Origin of the sequence: Microbaculum marinisediminis (assembly GCF_025397915.1) — a bacterium.
GTDB classification, from domain to species: domain Bacteria; phylum Pseudomonadota; class Alphaproteobacteria; order Rhizobiales; family Tepidamorphaceae; genus Microbaculum; species Microbaculum marinisediminis.
Window position 1 is genome coordinate 303,199 of record NZ_JALIDZ010000007.1, and the last position, 14,920, is coordinate 318,118.

17 protein-coding genes and 1 tRNA gene are annotated in these 14,920 nt (G+C 64.7%); 10 read left to right on the plus strand and 8 right to left on the minus strand.

What is annotated here, in order from left to right; genetic code table 11:
* Positions 1-11 precede the first annotated feature (11 nt).
* On the plus strand, positions 12-1,547 hold the full coding sequence (locus MUB46_RS16870; protein ID WP_261617097.1) for an AMP-binding protein: 1,536 nt from the start codon (positions 12-14) through the stop codon (positions 1,545-1,547).
* 169 nt (positions 1,548-1,716) lie between these two features.
* On the opposite strand, the gene MUB46_RS16875 is transcribed toward MUB46_RS16870, so the two are convergent.
* The gene (locus tag MUB46_RS16875) at positions 1,717-1,986 is read right to left on the minus strand and encodes a hypothetical protein (protein WP_261617135.1); all 270 of its coding nucleotides are present in this window, start codon (positions 1,984-1,986) and stop codon (positions 1,717-1,719) included.
* Here MUB46_RS16875 and MUB46_RS24295 point away from each other — a divergent pair.
* A complete protein-coding gene (locus MUB46_RS24295) occupies positions 1,879-2,127 on the plus strand; it encodes a helix-turn-helix domain-containing protein (protein ID WP_315902755.1) in 249 nt (82 codons plus the stop codon). The two genes, MUB46_RS16875 and MUB46_RS24295, sit on opposite strands and share 108 nt — an antisense overlap.
* Here the strand turns inward: MUB46_RS24295 and MUB46_RS16885 are convergent.
* Positions 2,069-2,992 carry a LysR family transcriptional regulator gene (locus MUB46_RS16885; protein ID WP_315902753.1) on the minus strand — a complete coding sequence of 308 codons (924 nt, stop codon included), beginning with the start codon at positions 2,990-2,992 and terminating at the stop codon, positions 2,069-2,071. The genes MUB46_RS24295 and MUB46_RS16885 overlap by 59 nt on opposite strands.
* Positions 2,993-3,010: 18 nt before the next feature.
* Between MUB46_RS16885 and MUB46_RS16890 the strand changes: the two genes are divergently transcribed.
* On the plus strand, positions 3,011-5,962 hold the full coding sequence (locus MUB46_RS16890) for an FAD-binding and (Fe-S)-binding domain-containing protein (protein ID WP_261617099.1): 2,952 nt from the start codon (positions 3,011-3,013) through the stop codon (positions 5,960-5,962).
* A gap of 243 nt (positions 5,963-6,205) precedes the next feature.
* Here the strand turns inward: MUB46_RS16890 and MUB46_RS16895 are convergent, their stop codons facing one another.
* Complete coding sequence (locus tag MUB46_RS16895; RefSeq protein WP_261617100.1) at positions 6,206-6,580, minus strand: hypothetical protein; 375 nt, start codon at positions 6,578-6,580, stop codon at positions 6,206-6,208.
* A gap of 190 nt (positions 6,581-6,770) precedes the next feature.
* On the minus strand, positions 6,771-7,265 hold the full coding sequence (locus MUB46_RS16900) for an Rrf2 family transcriptional regulator (RefSeq protein WP_261617101.1): 495 nt from the start codon (positions 7,263-7,265) through the stop codon (positions 6,771-6,773).
* A 101-nt stretch (positions 7,266-7,366) separates the two neighbouring features.
* On the opposite strand from MUB46_RS16900, the gene MUB46_RS16905 reads away from it, so the two are divergent.
* A complete protein-coding gene (locus MUB46_RS16905) occupies positions 7,367-7,840 on the plus strand; it encodes a carboxymuconolactone decarboxylase family protein (protein WP_261617102.1) in 474 nt (157 codons plus the stop codon).
* A gap of 394 nt (positions 7,841-8,234) precedes the next feature.
* Here the strand turns inward: MUB46_RS16905 and MUB46_RS16915 are convergent.
* Positions 8,235-8,324: transfer RNA gene (locus tag MUB46_RS16915), tRNA-Ser, on the minus strand.
* A 135-nt stretch (positions 8,325-8,459) separates the two neighbouring features.
* Here MUB46_RS16915 and MUB46_RS16920 point away from each other — a divergent pair.
* Complete coding sequence (locus MUB46_RS16920) at positions 8,460-8,786, plus strand: hypothetical protein (protein WP_261617104.1); 327 nt, start codon at positions 8,460-8,462, stop codon at positions 8,784-8,786.
* A 57-nt stretch (positions 8,787-8,843) separates the two neighbouring features.
* Positions 8,844-9,500 (plus strand): peptide-methionine (S)-S-oxide reductase MsrA, encoded by a 657-nt coding sequence (gene msrA / locus MUB46_RS16925; RefSeq protein WP_261617105.1) that lies wholly within the window; start codon positions 8,844-8,846, stop codon positions 9,498-9,500.
* A gap of 34 nt (positions 9,501-9,534) precedes the next feature.
* Here msrA and MUB46_RS16930 read toward each other — a convergent pair whose 3' ends face one another.
* The 3 genes from MUB46_RS16930 to MUB46_RS16940 form a co-directional block, all read right to left on the minus strand.
* Positions 9,535-10,746 (minus strand): adenylate/guanylate cyclase domain-containing protein, encoded by a 1,212-nt coding sequence (locus MUB46_RS16930; protein WP_261617106.1) that lies wholly within the window; start codon positions 10,744-10,746, stop codon positions 9,535-9,537.
* Complete coding sequence (gene mepA, locus MUB46_RS16935; protein ID WP_261617107.1) at positions 10,743-11,699, minus strand: penicillin-insensitive murein endopeptidase; 957 nt, start codon at positions 11,697-11,699, stop codon at positions 10,743-10,745. The genes MUB46_RS16930 and mepA overlap by 4 nt, the downstream gene beginning before the upstream one ends.
* A gap of 93 nt (positions 11,700-11,792) precedes the next feature.
* Positions 11,793-12,746 carry a cation diffusion facilitator family transporter gene (locus tag MUB46_RS16940; RefSeq protein WP_261617108.1) on the minus strand — a complete coding sequence of 318 codons (954 nt, stop codon included), beginning with the start codon at positions 12,744-12,746 and terminating at the stop codon, positions 11,793-11,795.
* A gap of 159 nt (positions 12,747-12,905) precedes the next feature.
* Here MUB46_RS16940 and MUB46_RS16945 point away from each other — a divergent pair, with 159 nt between their 5' ends.
* The 4 genes from MUB46_RS16945 to MUB46_RS16960 all read left to right on the plus strand — a co-directional run bounded on the left by MUB46_RS16945 (position 12,906) and on the right by MUB46_RS16960 (position 14,895).
* Positions 12,906-13,331: a L,D-transpeptidase gene (locus MUB46_RS16945; RefSeq protein ID WP_261617109.1), complete on the plus strand. Its 426-nt coding sequence runs from the start codon at positions 12,906-12,908 to the stop codon at positions 13,329-13,331.
* A 104-nt stretch (positions 13,332-13,435) separates the two neighbouring features.
* Positions 13,436-13,798, plus strand: a complete 363-nt coding sequence (locus MUB46_RS16950) for a SpoIIAA family protein (RefSeq protein WP_261617110.1) — start codon at positions 13,436-13,438, stop codon at positions 13,796-13,798.
* A 69-nt stretch (positions 13,799-13,867) separates the two neighbouring features.
* Positions 13,868-14,026, plus strand: a complete 159-nt coding sequence (locus MUB46_RS16955) for a hypothetical protein (protein ID WP_261617111.1) — start codon at positions 13,868-13,870, stop codon at positions 14,024-14,026.
* A gap of 287 nt (positions 14,027-14,313) precedes the next feature.
* Complete coding sequence (locus MUB46_RS16960; RefSeq protein WP_261617112.1) at positions 14,314-14,895, plus strand: MarR family winged helix-turn-helix transcriptional regulator; 582 nt, start codon at positions 14,314-14,316, stop codon at positions 14,893-14,895.
* The last annotated feature ends 25 nt before the right edge of the window (positions 14,896-14,920 follow it).

Consider the following 14,920-nt stretch of genomic DNA (forward strand, 5'->3'; position numbering starts at 1 on the left):
AGAATAAGAATATGCGCGCCAACCTGAACACCCTGACCGCCTATCCCAGCGTGTTGCACATGCTTTTCGACCGGGCCGGGAAAACGCCTATGGCACCCGCGATGATCGAAGGCGATCGCAGCCTGGACTATGCCGGCCTTACTCGCTGCATCGCCGGCTGCGCGGCTTGGCTGCGCGATCGCGGCGTCGCCGGCGGACGTGTCGCGCTGATCGCTCAGAACTCCCTCGACTGCGCGGTGGCGCTCTACGCGGTCCATGCCGCAGGCGCACAGGTCGTACCGGTCAACCCCGCCTACACCGAACGCGAGCTGAAGCAGATTCTCGAGGACGCCGATCCCGCCCTCGTGCTCTTCGACGCCGCCCGCGAAGCCGAACTCGGGCTGCTTCTGGAAGGACTGGGCGTGCCCGGCGAAGCCATCGGTCCCGGCAAGCGCCTACTCGATGCGTGGAAGGACGACGCCGGTGTGCCGTTGCCCGCCTCTCTGCCCGGGCCGGACGACCTCGCGACGCTGCAGTACACGGGCGGAACAACCGGCCTGCCGAAGGGCGTGAACATCACCCACGGCCAGATCGCCGTGAACGTGGCGCAGCGCGAAGCCGCACTCCCCACGGGCGCAAACGAGGTCGTCCTGTGCGTCATGCCCCTGTTCCACGTCTTCGCCACGTCGATGTGCCTCTATCTGGCGGCCAATTGCGGCGGGCTGCTGGTCATCCTGCCGCGATACAGGCCGGACCTGGTCCTCGAGGCCCTGATGCGGCACAAGGTGACCCGGCTGCCGGCCGGCCCGACGATCATTTCGGGTCTCATGTCGTTCGAGGGGTTCGGGGAGGCGGACCTCGGGTCGCTGCGCGCCGTCTATTCGGGCTCCGCGGCCCTTCCCGAAGCCGTGCTGCAACAGTGGGAGGAGAGGGTCGGCTGCCCGATCTACGAAGGGTATGGCCAGTCGGAGGCCGGCCCGGTGCTGACCTACCAGTACGAAGGCGAGAACCGGATTCCGGGCTCCGTCGGGCGGCCGGTGCCCGAGACGGAGGTCCAGATCGTCGATCCCGAGGAGGGACGGACGGTGCTTCCGGTCGGCGAGGTCGGAGAGATCCGCGCCCGCGGCCCGCAGATCATGGCGGGCTACCGGGCGCGCCCGCAGGAGACGGCCGCCGCTCTGCGCGACGGCTGGCTCTATACCGGCGACATCGGCCGGCTGGACGCGGACGGCAATCTCTATATCAGCGACCGCAAGAAGGACATGGTGATCACCGGGGGGTACAACGTCTACCCGCGCGAGGTGGAGGAGGTGCTCCACTCCCACCCCTCGGTCTCGGAAGCCGCCGTGATCGGACGGCCCGACGACTACCGCGGCGAGATCGTCGTCGCCTACCTGGCGATGCGGCCGGGCGCCGAGCGGGATTTCGACACGCTGGAAGAGTACTGCCGTCAGAACCTCGCCCGCTACAAGGTGCCGGCCAGGTTCGTCCAGCTGCCCAGCCTGCCCCGGACCGTGATCGGCAAGCTCGACAAGCCCGCGCTTCATGCCATGGCCGACCGCGCCTGAACCCGTTCGGCCGGCGCTCCGATTGTTGAACCCGCGGCCTGACGACTGAAGATCCTCGTCCCCCGGCTCCTTCAGGGCTGTACCGTAGGACGGAAACCGGTCGGTGACGTTCTCCCGTGGCCGACCGTAGCGTCGCATCAGTTACCTCAGGAAGTTCAGTGCAGCCTTTCTATCGCGGCGCTTCGTGACGATGGCTTTTAGCCACGCGCCCACGTGATCGACGGCGCCGGAGGCAATGCGCCTTGCCGTTGACCTTCACGAAGATCTCGTCGACGTGCCAGTGCCAACTCGAGAAGACGCGCATCCTGTCGATGCCACGCTCGTGGAGCAGATGTTCAACATTGCGAAGCGAAAGAGGGAAAAGCACGTACAGCGTTGCTACGAGGCGAAAGATCTCTGGACTGACCTTGAAGTCGCGGAAGGGGCGCGGCGCGGTCATGCCGATCTCCGGCTGGATCGTGCGAGGCGCCTGCTCAAGCATTCTTCCATGGACGTGACCGAGGTGGCGCTCGCCTGCGGCTTTACCTCTCCGGCGCATTTTTCGCGCGCCTACCGGCTCCGCTTCGACCGCTCGGGGTGATGCGTGGCGCCTCGCCGGCTTCCAGACTGTCTTTCAGATAAGCCAGCAGGGTCGCTGCAGCCGGTGTCAGGCTGGTCCGGGTACTCGTGACGATGCAGAGCTCCCGTTCGAGGGCGAGGTCCTTCAGCTTCACCTGTACGATCTGCGGCGATTGCAGAACCGATGCGGCCAACCGCGGCATGAGCGCCAGGCCCATACCCTGGGAAATCATGATCAGCATCGAAATGGTGCCGTGGGCGCGCAAAGTGCTGCCATGAAAGCGGGACGGCAGAATGCCGTCGCCTGCCAGCAGCTTGCCGATGCCGGTGCTGGTGGCAAGCATGATCATGTCGTCCTCGGGGATCGCGGACAGCGCCACAGCGCGCTCTCGGGCGAGGGGATGGTCGCTGTGGCAGACAAGCACGAATGGATCGTTGAGCAGGGGCTGATAGGTCAGTTCGTCGGTTTCGTGCCAGCGTTCGGCCAAGGCGAAATCGATGGTCCGGTCCCTGACCATCGCACCCAGCCGGCCGGCGATGTCGTCGAATACCGTTACCTCCACGGCGGGATGCCGTGCCCGAAAGCTGGCAATGGCGGGCAACAGGGGATAGCGCACCATGGACGGCGCTGCGCCGACCCGCACCGCGCCGCTGGCCAGCCCCCCCAGCCGGCGCATTTCCAGCATGGCCGTATCAAAATCGGCAACGATCCGACGCGCGCGCGCGATCAATTCCGTGCCCGCGGGGGTGAGGGAGACCGGACGCACGGCGCGGTCGAAGAGGGAAACGCCACTATCGGCTTCCAGCTGCCTGATCGTCTCGGTCAGGGCCGAGGGCACCACATGCAGGAATTCCGCCGCACGGGTGAATGAGCGCAGTTCCGCCACGGCGATGGCTGCTCTCAAATGGCGAATGCTAATGTTCGTTTTTATCGAATCACTCTTCATAATATTCAATTTTTACGAATTATATGGCTGTGCTTCAATCCGGCCATGCCCGTTTCAGCCCCCATCGACCGCCTTCAACCCATCGTCGCCGATCCGTTCATGACGCTTAGCGAGGCGTTGCTCGACAAGGGCTTTCGCGGCGACGTCTCGCGCGATCACGCTGCCCGTGCGGCGATGTCGACGGATAACAGTGTCTATGAATTGATGCCCGACCTCGTTGTCGCCCCGCGCGATGAGGACGATGTCATTCTGCTGCTCGCAACGATGGCGGAACCCCGTTTTCGTGACCTGCCCATAACGGGGCGTGGTGGCGGCACCGGTACCAACGGGCAGAGCCTCAATCGCGGTGTCATCGTCAATTTCCAGCGCTTCATGACGCGAGTTCTGGCCGTCAATGTCGATGAAGGCTGGGCGGAGGTCGAACCCGGAGTCGTTCTCGACGAACTCAACGCGGCCCTGGCCGACAAGGGACTGTTCTTCGCGCCCAATACCTCGACTGCAACCCGCTGCACCATCGGAGGCATGGTGGGCACGGACGCATCGGGCAAGGGGTCGCGCATCTATGGCAAGACCAGCGAGAATATAGTCGGCCTGTCCGTGGTTCTGGAGGGCGGCCGCCATCTCTGCAACCTGGAGCCGCCACCGGACTGGGCCGGCCCCCTGCTGGCTGAACTGGCCGGCGCTTGCGATGCTGGACGGGATGCGCTCATCACCCATACGCCCCGCATCAACCGGCGCTTTACCGGTTACGACCTCGAGCGCGCCCGGCCCGACGGGGACACGCTCGAGTGGTGGCGCCTGTTTCTCGGGGCGGAGGGTACGCTAGGGATGGTGACGCGCATCCGCGTGCGCCTCGTCCCCGCACCGAAGCACAAGCGGCTCGTCGTGGTCGCTTTCGGCAGCTTCCGACATGCTCTCCTGGCAAGTGCCAGCATCCTCACCCATGAGCCGCTTGCCATCGAGGTGATGGACGAATGGGTCTCCCGGCTCGCCCGCGACGCCGGCCTGACCGACGCGCTGCCGCCGATCGTGCGGGGCGAGGCCGAGCAGCCCGTCTCCCATATATTCGTCGAATTCGTGGGCGAGCACTGCGCGGCACTGGATGATCAGGCCGAGCGTTTCGCCGCCTTCGCCGCCAGCCTGCCCGGCGTCGTGGGCACCTATATGACCTTGGATCCCGACGAGCAGAAGCGCCTGTGGGGCGTGCGTGCCGCAGCCGTGGGCCTGCTGAGCAAACGTTACGGACGTCGCAGGCCGGTCGCCTTCATCGAGGATAGTGTCGTTCCGGTCGAGCATCTTGTGCCCTTCGTGGACGCCTTCGATGCCCTGATGCGTGAGCATGGCCTCGCCTATGGCATATACGGGCATATCGATGTCGGCTGCCTGCATGTCCGCCCGGCACTGGATCTGGACGAGGACAGGGATAGAGCGGTTTTCCAGGCGGTGTCCGATGCCGTCTATGCGCTGTGCAAGGCGCATGGTGGCATTTTCTGGGGCGAGCACGGCAAGGGCATTAGGGGCACTTACCTGCCCGATTTCGTGGGCCCGGAAGCCTATGCCGCGCTGCAGCGCGTCAAGCGTGCTTTCGATCCCTGTGAACGGTTCAATCCGGGCAAGCTCGTCGTCGTCGAGCGGCCGCGCCTCGGCATCATGGATTTGCCGTTCCGGCAGGGAAATGCGGCGGGCGACATCTACGAGAAGAGCTTTCATTGCAATGGCAATGCCGCCTGCCTCGGCTTTGCCCGCACCGCGCCCATGTGCCCCTCCTATCAGGCGACGCGCGATAATCGCCAGTCGCCCAAGGGGCGGGCCGATGCGCTTCGGCAGTGGCGAAAGGCGCAGCTGGCCGCGGACCCGCATCTCGCCGAGCGAGAGGACGATGTTTTCGACGCCCTGAACACATGCCTAAGCTGCAATGCCTGTGCCAGCCGGTGTCCGGTTCAGGTGAGCATTCCCGCCATGAAGTCGGCCTTTCTCGACCAGTATTACCAGACGCGCCGTCGCCCCTTGCGCGAACATCTGGTCACCACGCTGGAAGCAGGCGCCACTCTGGTCGACGCCGTGCGGCCTCTGGCGCGGCTGGGCATGGCGATGGGAGGCAAGTGGATATCTACCCTCCTCGACATGTGCGATGCGCCCGCAATTTCTCGCCGCAGCCTCCGTGGGCTTGGGCACCGGGTTCACCACTGGAACGACCGGTCGCTTCGGAACCAGTCCGGCGAGGTTCTGGTTCTGGCCGATCCTTTCACCATCATGTTCGATGTCGAGGCCATCGGTGCCGTATGTGACGGACTGGTTGTGCTCGGCTACGCGCCCGTCATCATCACGCTGCCGCCCGGTGCCAAGTCGTCGCATGTCCTAGGCTTGCGGCAACGCTACGAAGCGCGCGCCCGCCGGCAGATCGGCGCCCTCGCGCGACTGCAGAAGACCGGCCTGCCGATGCTTGCCGTCGATCCGGCCTTCGCCTTGCTGACGCGGCAGGAATACCGCCATCTTGATGCCGGAACGCCGCAGATTGCACTGGTTCAGGAATTTCTCGCCACCCGCCTTGCCGCCGGGGACAGCTGGGCCCGCGCCGCTGCGGCGCCGTCGCGCAAGCTCATGGCGCATTGCACCGAACTGGCGGCGCTGCCCGGCACGCTCAAGCTCTGGCGTGACATATTCGACGCCATCGGCGTGACCGTGCAGCCGGTGGATACCGGCTGTTGCGGCATGGCCGGCCTGTTCGGACACGAAATGCGCAATCAGCAGATGTCCCGCAACCTCTTCGATGCAAGCTGGGCACGGCCGGCTTCGGGCGAAGACGAGATCCTGGCGACCGGCTTTTCCTGCCGTTGCCAGGTGGAGCGGTTCAGTTCCACCCGAGCTGTCCATCCCATGAAGCTTATTGCCGACGCGCTCGCGCAATGAGGAAGCTGGCCGGCCGCAAAAACCGTAGGCTCGGGGCCTGCTATTTTGTGATTCACGATCTCCTCTAAAGGAAATTGCGATTGGCCTGCTGTCGGATTTTCGGACACGGGGAAAAGTGCTGACGGGTGGCCCAGGGCGGCGGCGGCCCGTAAGGGGGGAATCTGCGCAAGCCGATCTATCGAGGAAGTGTCTCAGATTTCTCCGCCAGAACATTTGGGGCCACCAATGGTCCTGCCTGTCATTCTATGAGGCTTGGTTCGTTCCCTCGGGGATCGCGCTGGTGATTTGGCGGTTGGCGGCAATAAACGCATCCAAGGATCCCTTCAGCAGAAATTCCCGGTAGTCTGCCTTGACTTTCTCTCCGGTGAAGAAAACGAACCCGTCGTGCCCCGACGCCACGCGCATTCTCCTAGTCGCTTCGTCTGCATCGACGCCCTTGAACCAGTTGTGAAAGAACGTCGTGAACCCGACCAGTGCGTCACTCCACTCAACCGGTTTGTAGCGTCCGAGTGTCGCCCAGAGCGGTTTCGTTTCGTCGCTGTGCATTGACATCCGCGCCGAAGCGGCACCTTCGCATGTCGAGAACGTGACGAGCAGGCCATAGGGCAGGCCTTTCAAGCAAACAGGCCGAATCGGACGGGGCAGAGAGGCTGGACCGGCGCCTGATCCAAAGCGAAACCGCCGACCTTGATCCGGCGGCCTCGGCCTGCAGGTGCGCGGCCGCGACGTCACGGACGTCGTGCAGGGCGGATCGGTGTTGTGGCAACCCGGCAGGAACGAGAGATTGACGTATGGTATCGGGCCGCGTTCAGCGCTGCGATCTCGTCATGAAATCTGCAATTGCTTGCTTGTTGTCGTCGCTGATTAACGTCTCTCCATCGCTCACCAGATCAGCAAGTGTTTGAGCACGCAAAGCGTCCCGCCAGGCGTCCTCCGCAGCGAGCATACGAGACTTGATGAAGCAGTCCGTTTTGTAGACGCACGGGTCTTTAGAGTGGCCCGGCCCACGGCGGCGAAGCTCGCGGCAGACGAACGCTGGTTCACGTCCGTCAATGGCCTCAACAATATCGAGCAGCGTTATGCTCGCTGGCTCTCGCGCCAAGCGATATCCCCCCCGCGGCCCCGGTAGTGCGTCAATGACACCGGCAGCCGTGAGCGCGCGCAGATGCTTCAGGAGATAGGACTCGGAAACGCCATGAAGCTCGGCAAGGCTCTTGCCCGCGAGAACCTTGCCATCTGGCAGGTAGGCAAGCGCTAGGGCGCAGTGCAGCGCCGCCTCGACTCCATCGCTCAATCGCCGCACCGGGCTTCCCCCTGTTTTCGCGGGGTTGGGTTGGCACTCTCATATCGTAGATATATTATATCCACGATTCGACGCCAACCCTCATCTGACAGGGCCTTGCCATGCAACCGAGAATGAACATCGCCCATCTTGCGCCTGACCTCTATCGCGCTGTCGCGGCCCTCGACGGTGCGGTGAAGACCTCGGGTATCGACGATCGCCTTCTGCACCTCGTTAAGCTGCGCGCCTCGCAGATCAACGGTTGCGCATACTGCGTCGATCTTCACGTGAAGGAGGCGCTGGCTGACGGACTAAGCGCACAAATGCTGCACCTCCTGCCTGTATGGCGTGAATCCCCCTTCTTCGACGACAGGGATCGAGCGGCCCTAGAATGGACTGAAAGTGTGACGCTGGCCGCCCAAACCGGCATTCCAGATGCCGCGTTTGAAGTGGTCAGAGCCGCGTTCTCCGAGACCGAGATCGCACAACTGACCATTGCCATCGGCACAATCAACATCTGGAACAGGATTGCCGTGAGTTCGCGCTTGCAACACCCGTTGGAAATGGGGCCGGAAAGTGTGCGGGAAGCAAAGTGATTGGTCAGTCATCGAGATAGCTGACTGCAATGCGTTGGCGACGAGGCCAGAATTCGCCAGCGATGCACCCGCCGCAAAGCCTTGGCATAGCCCAATCCTGCGTTAACGACCGCGTGAAGGCGCTAGAGGCCGACCTTGGTAGTCTTCCGCTCGCGCGCCGCGCTGGGGGCGTCCGACCAACGGAGGCCGGACGTCACTTCGTCGAGCGCGCGGCTGCCAGCGTTGATCAACGCGACCATGCGGTGAACATCGCAGTAGGGCAGCAACAGGGGAATGTGGTCGCCTGCGTATCGGTGGCCGTGCTGCCGTGGCCTGCACAATCGAATTGGCCAGAGGCATAAGTTGGAATCCGGCGGTTAGGGCGGCTATCGGCGTTCCCGGTTTTATACCGAAGTGGCGGAGGGAGAGGGATTCGAACCCTCGATACGGTTGCCCGTATACACGCGTTCCAGGCGTGCGCCTTCAACCACTCGGCCACCCCTCCTGCAAAACGAACGGCCCAGATACACCGGAGTTCACCTCCGATGCAAGGTGCCGTGATCGCCGTTGTGCGGCGCTTGGCCTCGAACGGCGTACCGACTATGTAGGAATCGTCATTGGTTTCCGCGAGGTTCGGGCGATGCTGCGCTTTTTGTCCCGTTTCATTGGCCTGTGGCTCCTGGCCGGGGCGCTCGTCGCGCTCGTTGTCGACGGCGCCAAGACCATTGCCTCGGGCTCCGTCGTCACCACCGCCGTCGGCCAGATGTGGTATTCGGTCAGCCCCGCCACGCTGAACGCCGCCCAGGCCGGTATCCAGCGCAATGTCAGCCCGTTCCTATGGGATCCGATCATCCAGTCGATCCTGACCGCGCCGGGATTTGTGGTGTTCGGCATACTCGGCGCGCTATTGTTGCTCGCAGGCCGAAAGAAGCGCGAGCTCAAGCTCTCGGAGCTCGAGATCGGCTGATTCCCGCGACGGCGTGGAGAGCGCTTCTCCCGCCGGTCCGTGACCAGGAGGCGCACCATGAGTCTGTTCAGGAAGCCGGCCGCGATGCCCACGCCCACCGAGGCGCTGCCCGGAAGGCCCGAGGCGATTCCCACCGCGGCGACCCATTTCGTCAACGAGCGCGCGCTGAACGGCCCCAATCCGGAGGGCCTCGAGATCGCGACCTTCGGTCTCGGCTGTTTCTGGGGGGCGGAGAAGGCGTTCTGGAGCCTGCCCGGCGTCTGGGTGACGGCGGTCGGCTATGCCGCCGGCCTGACCCCCAACCCCACCTATCAGGAAGTCTGCAGCGGCATGACCGGACACAACGAAGTCGTCCGCGTCGTCTTCGACCCCGCGGTGATCTCCTACGAGGCGCTGTTGAAGCGATTCTGGGAAAGCCACGATCCGACGCAGGGCATGCGACAGGGCAATGACGTCGGCACCCAGTATCGCTCCGGCATCTATGTCGAAACCGAGGCCCAGCGGGCCGCCGCCGAGGCGTCGAAGGATACCTACGAGACGGAGTTGAGGGCGCGGGGCTTCGGACCGATCACGACGGAGATCGTCGACGCGGGGCCGTTCTACTTCGCCGAGGACTATCACCAGCAATACCTGGCGAAGAACCCCGGCGGCTATTGCGGCCTCGGCGGAACCGGCGTGGCCTGCCCGGTGGGAACGGGCGTGTCGGCGGGCTAGGGTATCAGCAGGCTAGGTTATCGGCGGGTCCGGGCTATCGAGCGCTACTCAGCGTATAGACTTCGACCGGCTCGGCGATGCCGCGAAGGTCGTGGCTCGCGTGCGGGATCATCACGTCGGGCACGTGCGCGGCGAAGGCCGCCGAGGCGAGCACCGTGTGCGGCAGCCGCTTTGACAGGTCCTGCAGTCGGCTCGTCAGGTTCACGGCCGGACCGATCACGGTGAAGTCGAGCCTGGTGCGGGTGCCCACGTTGCCGTAGCCGACGTCGCCGTAGTGAAGACCGATGCCATACCCGATCTCGTCCCGCGGCAGGCTCGCCGCGTCGGCCACGCGGTAGAAATTCCGGTCGGTGTCGGCCGCCGCCTCCAATGCCGCCCGGCATGCTTCGTGTGCGTCGGCTCCGGGGAACACCGCCAGCACGCCATCGCCCAGGAACTTCAGGATCTCGCCGCCCTGCTTCTCGATCGGTTCGCCGAGCACGTCGAACCAGGCGTCGAGGAGCTGCACCGTGGCGGGGCCGGGCATTCGCTCCGACAGGGCGGTGTAGTCGCGCAGGTCCGCGAACAGGATCGCCGCCGACACGGTGACGAGGTCGCCGCGATTAATCAGCCCCTCGAAGACCCGCCTGCCAGACCGCGGCCCGACATAGGTATCGAGCAGGTTGACCGCGATCTCGCGCACCGCCAGGCGCTCGAATTGCGGCCCGATCACCGCGACCGCGGCGGCGATCCGGTCGAGATCGCGCTGGCCGAACCCGTCCGGCGCCTGGGTGGCGAACGAGATCACCGCCGTGCGGTTGCGGTCGATGAAGGGCAGGGGGTGGATCACGTAATCCGTGCCGCCCGCCCGCTTCAGCGCGGCCAGGGTCGGCATGTCGGAATCGGTCTTTGTGAGACGGATGCGCAGCGGCGCACCGCTCTCGTCGACCAGCCGCACCGGGCTGTTCAGGTAGTCGGGCTGGCGCGTTACCCCCTCGCGGTCGCGCTGGCGGGTGTCGATGCGGCCTTCCCCCCAGGTCACCGTGCGCCCGCTGTGAACGGGATGCAGCGTCTCGATGCCGACGAACGCGCGCCACACCGGCACGCCGAGCTCGCACAATCCGCGCGAGAGGGCATCGAGCAGTTCCTCGAAGGTCGGCTTGCCGAGACTGGCGAAATGCAGCGCCAGCCGTTCCGGCAGGTCGCCAAGCAGGGTTGTGCACGGGCCTTCGGCGCCCGAAAGGTCGGAAACGACAGGGGAGGTCACGGACGCGGACGCGGCAAGGGTGTATTGGCCAGCGGCGCGGCCGGGGCCGAGGCGTCGACCACCATCCGGCATTCCTGCGGCAGATCCGCCATGGTCAGTGGCGGCTTCGGCTTCGGTTTCGTCCCGGGTTTCGCCGGCGTCCATGGCTCGTCGCTCAGCCACCAGTCGAGCTCCTTGCCGCAGCCGTCGCCGGGCGGTGGAGGATCCTGGTTCTTGCAGCCAGAGCTGCCGCTGGGACAGGCGATGCGAACATGGAAGTGATAATAGTGCCCCCACCAGGGCCTGACAGTCCTCAGCCAGCCGCGGTCGCTGCCGGCGAAATCGCACAGCGCCTTCTTGATCGCCGGATGCACGAAAATCCGTTCGGTCTCCGGTTGCTTGGCGGCGCGACGGATCAGCGCGGCGTGCGCCGGCGTGAACCGCTTCGGATCGACCTCGCGAACGCCGTCCTTGAGCATCGAGGTCGCGGAGATCTCCTCCCGCTCGGTGGCGCTCAGGGTGCGGCCCGGCATGGGCGTCAGCCAAATGTCGGCATCGAGCCCGATCTGGTGACTTGCGTGACCCGATGTCATCGGTCCGCCGCGCGGTTGCGCCAGGTCGCCGACCAGAAGGCCGTTCCAGCCTTCCGATCTCGCTCCGACGGCGATCCGCTCGATCAGCGAGATCAAGACCGGATGGCCCCAGTTGCGGTTTCGCGACAGGCGCATCACCTGCCAGGCGGGGCCGTCGACGGGCAGCGGCATTGCACCGGCGAGGCAGCCGCGCGCATAGGAGCCGATGGCGCGTGCGGCAAGCGGCGCGGGGTCCTTGGCGCGTCCGAACAGGTCCTTGGCGGCGACCTGCGCGGTCGCGGGCGCCGTTGAAAGGCCGACGAACCCGAGCGCGAGCGCTAAGGCAAGAGCCCGGGCAAACATGGCGGTCGGAAGGCGTCTTGATATCAAACGGCGTGTCATGGCTCGCATATCGGCACGGGACGGCCCGGTTCAAGGTCGGCCGGGTCCCGATGCTCCCCGCATTTATGGTCTGCCCGCAGGGTAAACGGCTTGTTAATCCCGAGGCAAACCCGCCGGCTCGGTCATCGCGCCGGGCGGGTCGACCTCGACGGTCGCGTGATTGACGCCGAACGCCGACTTGAGCCGCGCCTTGACAGCGGTGATCGTGGCGAAGCCGTCGGCGCCAGGCGCGAGTTCGACGTTGAGCGTTACCAGGGGGCGGTTCTCGTCGAGAGCCCAGACATGGACGTGGCGCACGGCGGCGATGCCCTCGACGGTACCCATCAGCGCGTCGCGGATGCTTCTCGGCTCAAGCCCGACCGGCGCGCCCTCCAGCAGGATATGGCCGGACTCGCGGGCGAGCTTGAGGCCGGCCCTGAGGATCAGCAATGCGACGAACACCGAGAGGATCGGATCGATCGGCATCCAGCCGGTCCAGAGGATCACCGCGGCCGCGGTGATCGCGCCAAGCGAGCCGAGCATGTCGCCGGCAACATGGATCAGTGCGCCGCGCACGTTGAGGCTTTCCCGCTGGCCTCCCATCAGCACCAGGAAGGCGACGATGTTGACGACGAGGCCGAGGACGGCGACGACCATCATCGGCCCGGCAAGCACCGTGACGGGATCGGCAAAGCGCTCGGCGGCCTCGATGACGATGAAGGCCGTGATCATCAGGATCGCGATCGCGTTGGCGAAGGCGACGAGCACCGGCAGGCGCCTGTTGCCGAAGGTCCGCCGTTCGGTCGGCTCGCCGCCCGCGACGCGGAAGGCCCACCAAGCGAAGCCCAGCGACACGGCGTCGATCATCATGTGCGCGGCGTCGGCGATCAGCGCCAGCGATCCGGTCATGATGCCGCCGGCGGCTTCGGCGAACATGAACCCGCCGGTCAGGAGCGCGGCGATCCCGATACGGCGCTGATTGGCGCCGGACGTGTGCGAGTGACCGTGTTGGTGCCCGGCATCGCGTGCCGCGGCGTGTCCTTCGCTTTGATCGTGGCCGTTGCTCATTCCGCTCCGTTTTTCAAGATTGGATTAGCCGGATTGCAAGGGTTCCCCGCTAGGCTGATCTCGCTTTCGGATTGAGATTTCTACCAGTCAAAGCGTCCGCGGAAAAAGGGCGCGAGGCGGTCTAGGCGTCCGGTGGGCGCCAGGGGCGGGAGGTGCGTCATGCGTCGATTCGCAATGCTGTTTCTCTTCCTCGGTGTGCTGATCGCGCAGCCCGTGTCGGCATCGTCAGACGTCGTCGCCAAGATTTCGCTGTCGAACCAGACCATGCAGGTCTACGTCAACGGCCTGCGTCGATACAGCTGGCCGGTTTCGACCGCCCGCAGCGGCTATCGCACGCCGACCGGCAACTATAGGCCGATAAGGATGCACAGGACCTATTTCTCGAAGAAGTATCACGGCTCGCCGATGCCTTACTCGATCTTCTTTCACGGAGGATATGCGATTCACGGCACGAACTACGTGAAATCGCTCGGCCGCCCGGCGAGTCATGGCTGCGTGCGCCTGCATCCCTCCAACGCGGCGGCCCTGTTCAGCCTCGTCAAGCGGCACGGCGCCGGCAACACGCAGATCGTGATCACCCGCTGATCGAAACGGTCGGTCCCTCCGGTTGCCGCCGCCGCCACCGGGCACCCTTGCCATCAAAGCCGCAATCCTGTCTGCTTCGGGCTGCTTTGCGCGAGGAGGCCGATATGCTGACGCCGATCTGGGGACTGCCCGAGCCGATCATCGGATATGAGGCGAGCGGGCACGTTACCAACGCGGACTACAAGGAGCGGATGATCCCCGCGCTCGAGAAGGCGATCGCCGAAAAGGGAAAGATCCGCTTTCTCTTCGTTCTTGGCGAAGCGTTCGAGGGCTACGAGCCGACGGCCATGTGGGATGACACCTTCTTCGGCCTCAAGCACATGAAGGATTTCGAGCGGATCGCGGTGGTCACCGACGATTCCCTCTATGCCGGCGCGATCCGGCTGTTCGCGCCGATGATGCCGTGCGAGGTGAAGGTCTTTCCGCTGGCCGATCGCGACGCGGCGAAGGCCTGGGTCGCCGAGTAGGGTGACAGCATCGGCCCGGCGCAGACCGCGGGCCCCCGAACTAGAGAGAATGGGACCGGCCGGGGCGTCATGGGGAAAACCGTCGCGATCTTGCTTGGCCTTGCCATGATCGTCCACCTGATCCGTCCGCTCGGGCTGCCCGGCCTTCGGAAACGGTCGGATGCCTGGAAGATAGCCGTCTTCGCCCTGTTCGCCATGGTGGTGCTCGTCGGCATAAGGCCCAGCTAGGCGGCGCTTGCGTGGTTCGGGGCGATCACGTGTCGGGTCTACAGGATAGAACGGTATGGTCGCGGTGCATGCCGCGGAAGCGAATCACTTAGACGACACTGGGAGTTTGCCGTCATCGCTTGGGCGCGGCTGCAATTTCTGCGCGCATTCACCCGATTCCGTTAGCGAATTTGTATATTTGATATGAAAATTATCAATCTCAAAGCCGTGTTCCTATTTCTTTGATATGCGAATTAAGCGTATCCTTCCGCACGGGTATTAAGCGGGGGAATATTCGGCTCATCGCAATGGCGCAGCATGACACTGCATCGAGCATCACCGATCTGGTCGAGCGATTGGGGCGCCTCGTTCGCTCCAGCGGCTACGCCCATGGCCTGAATCCGGCGCAGTGGGAAGCACTGCGCTATCTCGGGCGATGCAACGGCTTTTCGAACAATCCATCCGCGCTCGCCAGTTTCCTGTCCGCGACCAAAGGCACGGTTTCCCAGACGGTTTCGTCGCTCGAACGGAAGGGACTCCTTATCAAGACCCCGCGCGCAGGCCAGGGGCGTGCGCTCTCGCTCGTCCTGACGACCAAAGGCCGCGCCGTTCTGGACTGCGACCCGATCGCCGACCTCAAGGCGGCCGCGACGGAACTCGGCTCCGATGCCGCCACGCTCGATGGCCAGCTCAAGCACCTGCTCGCCGAATGTCAGGCGCTCTACGGGGTTCGCACCTTCGGCAAGTGCCGTACCTGCCGCTACTTCATGGAACGAGTTCCCGAAGAGGCCTCGGATCGCTGCAGTCTCATGGGGACGCTCATCGATGCGGACGGCGCCGATCAGATCTGCGCCGAACATACCCCCCAAGAGATGGCCGGCATTCGCTGATTGTCTTGAACCGCCGGTCGGGCGG

Coding starts and splice junctions, on each gene's coding strand:
- MUB46_RS16940 (WP_261617108.1), bottom strand. CDS start 12,746: ATGAGCAACGGCCACGATCAAAGCGAAGGACACGCCGCGGCACGCGAT.
- MUB46_RS16875 (WP_261617135.1), bottom strand. CDS start 1,986: ATGACCGCGCCGCGCCCCTTCCGCGACTTCAAGGTCAGTCCAGAGATC.
- MUB46_RS16960 (WP_261617112.1), top strand. CDS start 14,314: ATGGCGCAGCATGACACTGCATCGAGCATCACCGATCTGGTCGAGCGA.
- MUB46_RS24295 (WP_315902755.1), top strand. CDS start 1,879: ATGTTCAACATTGCGAAGCGAAAGAGGGAAAAGCACGTACAGCGTTGC.
- mepA (WP_261617107.1), bottom strand. CDS start 11,699: ATGACACGCCGTTTGATATCAAGACGCCTTCCGACCGCCATGTTTGCC.
- MUB46_RS16950 (WP_261617110.1), top strand. CDS start 13,436: ATGCTGACGCCGATCTGGGGACTGCCCGAGCCGATCATCGGATATGAG.
- MUB46_RS16955 (WP_261617111.1), top strand. CDS start 13,868: ATGGGGAAAACCGTCGCGATCTTGCTTGGCCTTGCCATGATCGTCCAC.
- msrA (WP_261617105.1), top strand. CDS start 8,844: ATGAGTCTGTTCAGGAAGCCGGCCGCGATGCCCACGCCCACCGAGGCG.
- MUB46_RS16870 (WP_261617097.1), top strand. CDS start 12: ATGCGCGCCAACCTGAACACCCTGACCGCCTATCCCAGCGTGTTGCAC.
- MUB46_RS16905 (WP_261617102.1), top strand. CDS start 7,367: ATGCAACCGAGAATGAACATCGCCCATCTTGCGCCTGACCTCTATCGC.
- MUB46_RS16890 (WP_261617099.1), top strand. CDS start 3,011: ATGGCGAATGCTAATGTTCGTTTTTATCGAATCACTCTTCATAATATT.
- MUB46_RS16920 (WP_261617104.1), top strand. CDS start 8,460: ATGCTGCGCTTTTTGTCCCGTTTCATTGGCCTGTGGCTCCTGGCCGGG.
- MUB46_RS16945 (WP_261617109.1), top strand. CDS start 12,906: ATGCGTCGATTCGCAATGCTGTTTCTCTTCCTCGGTGTGCTGATCGCG.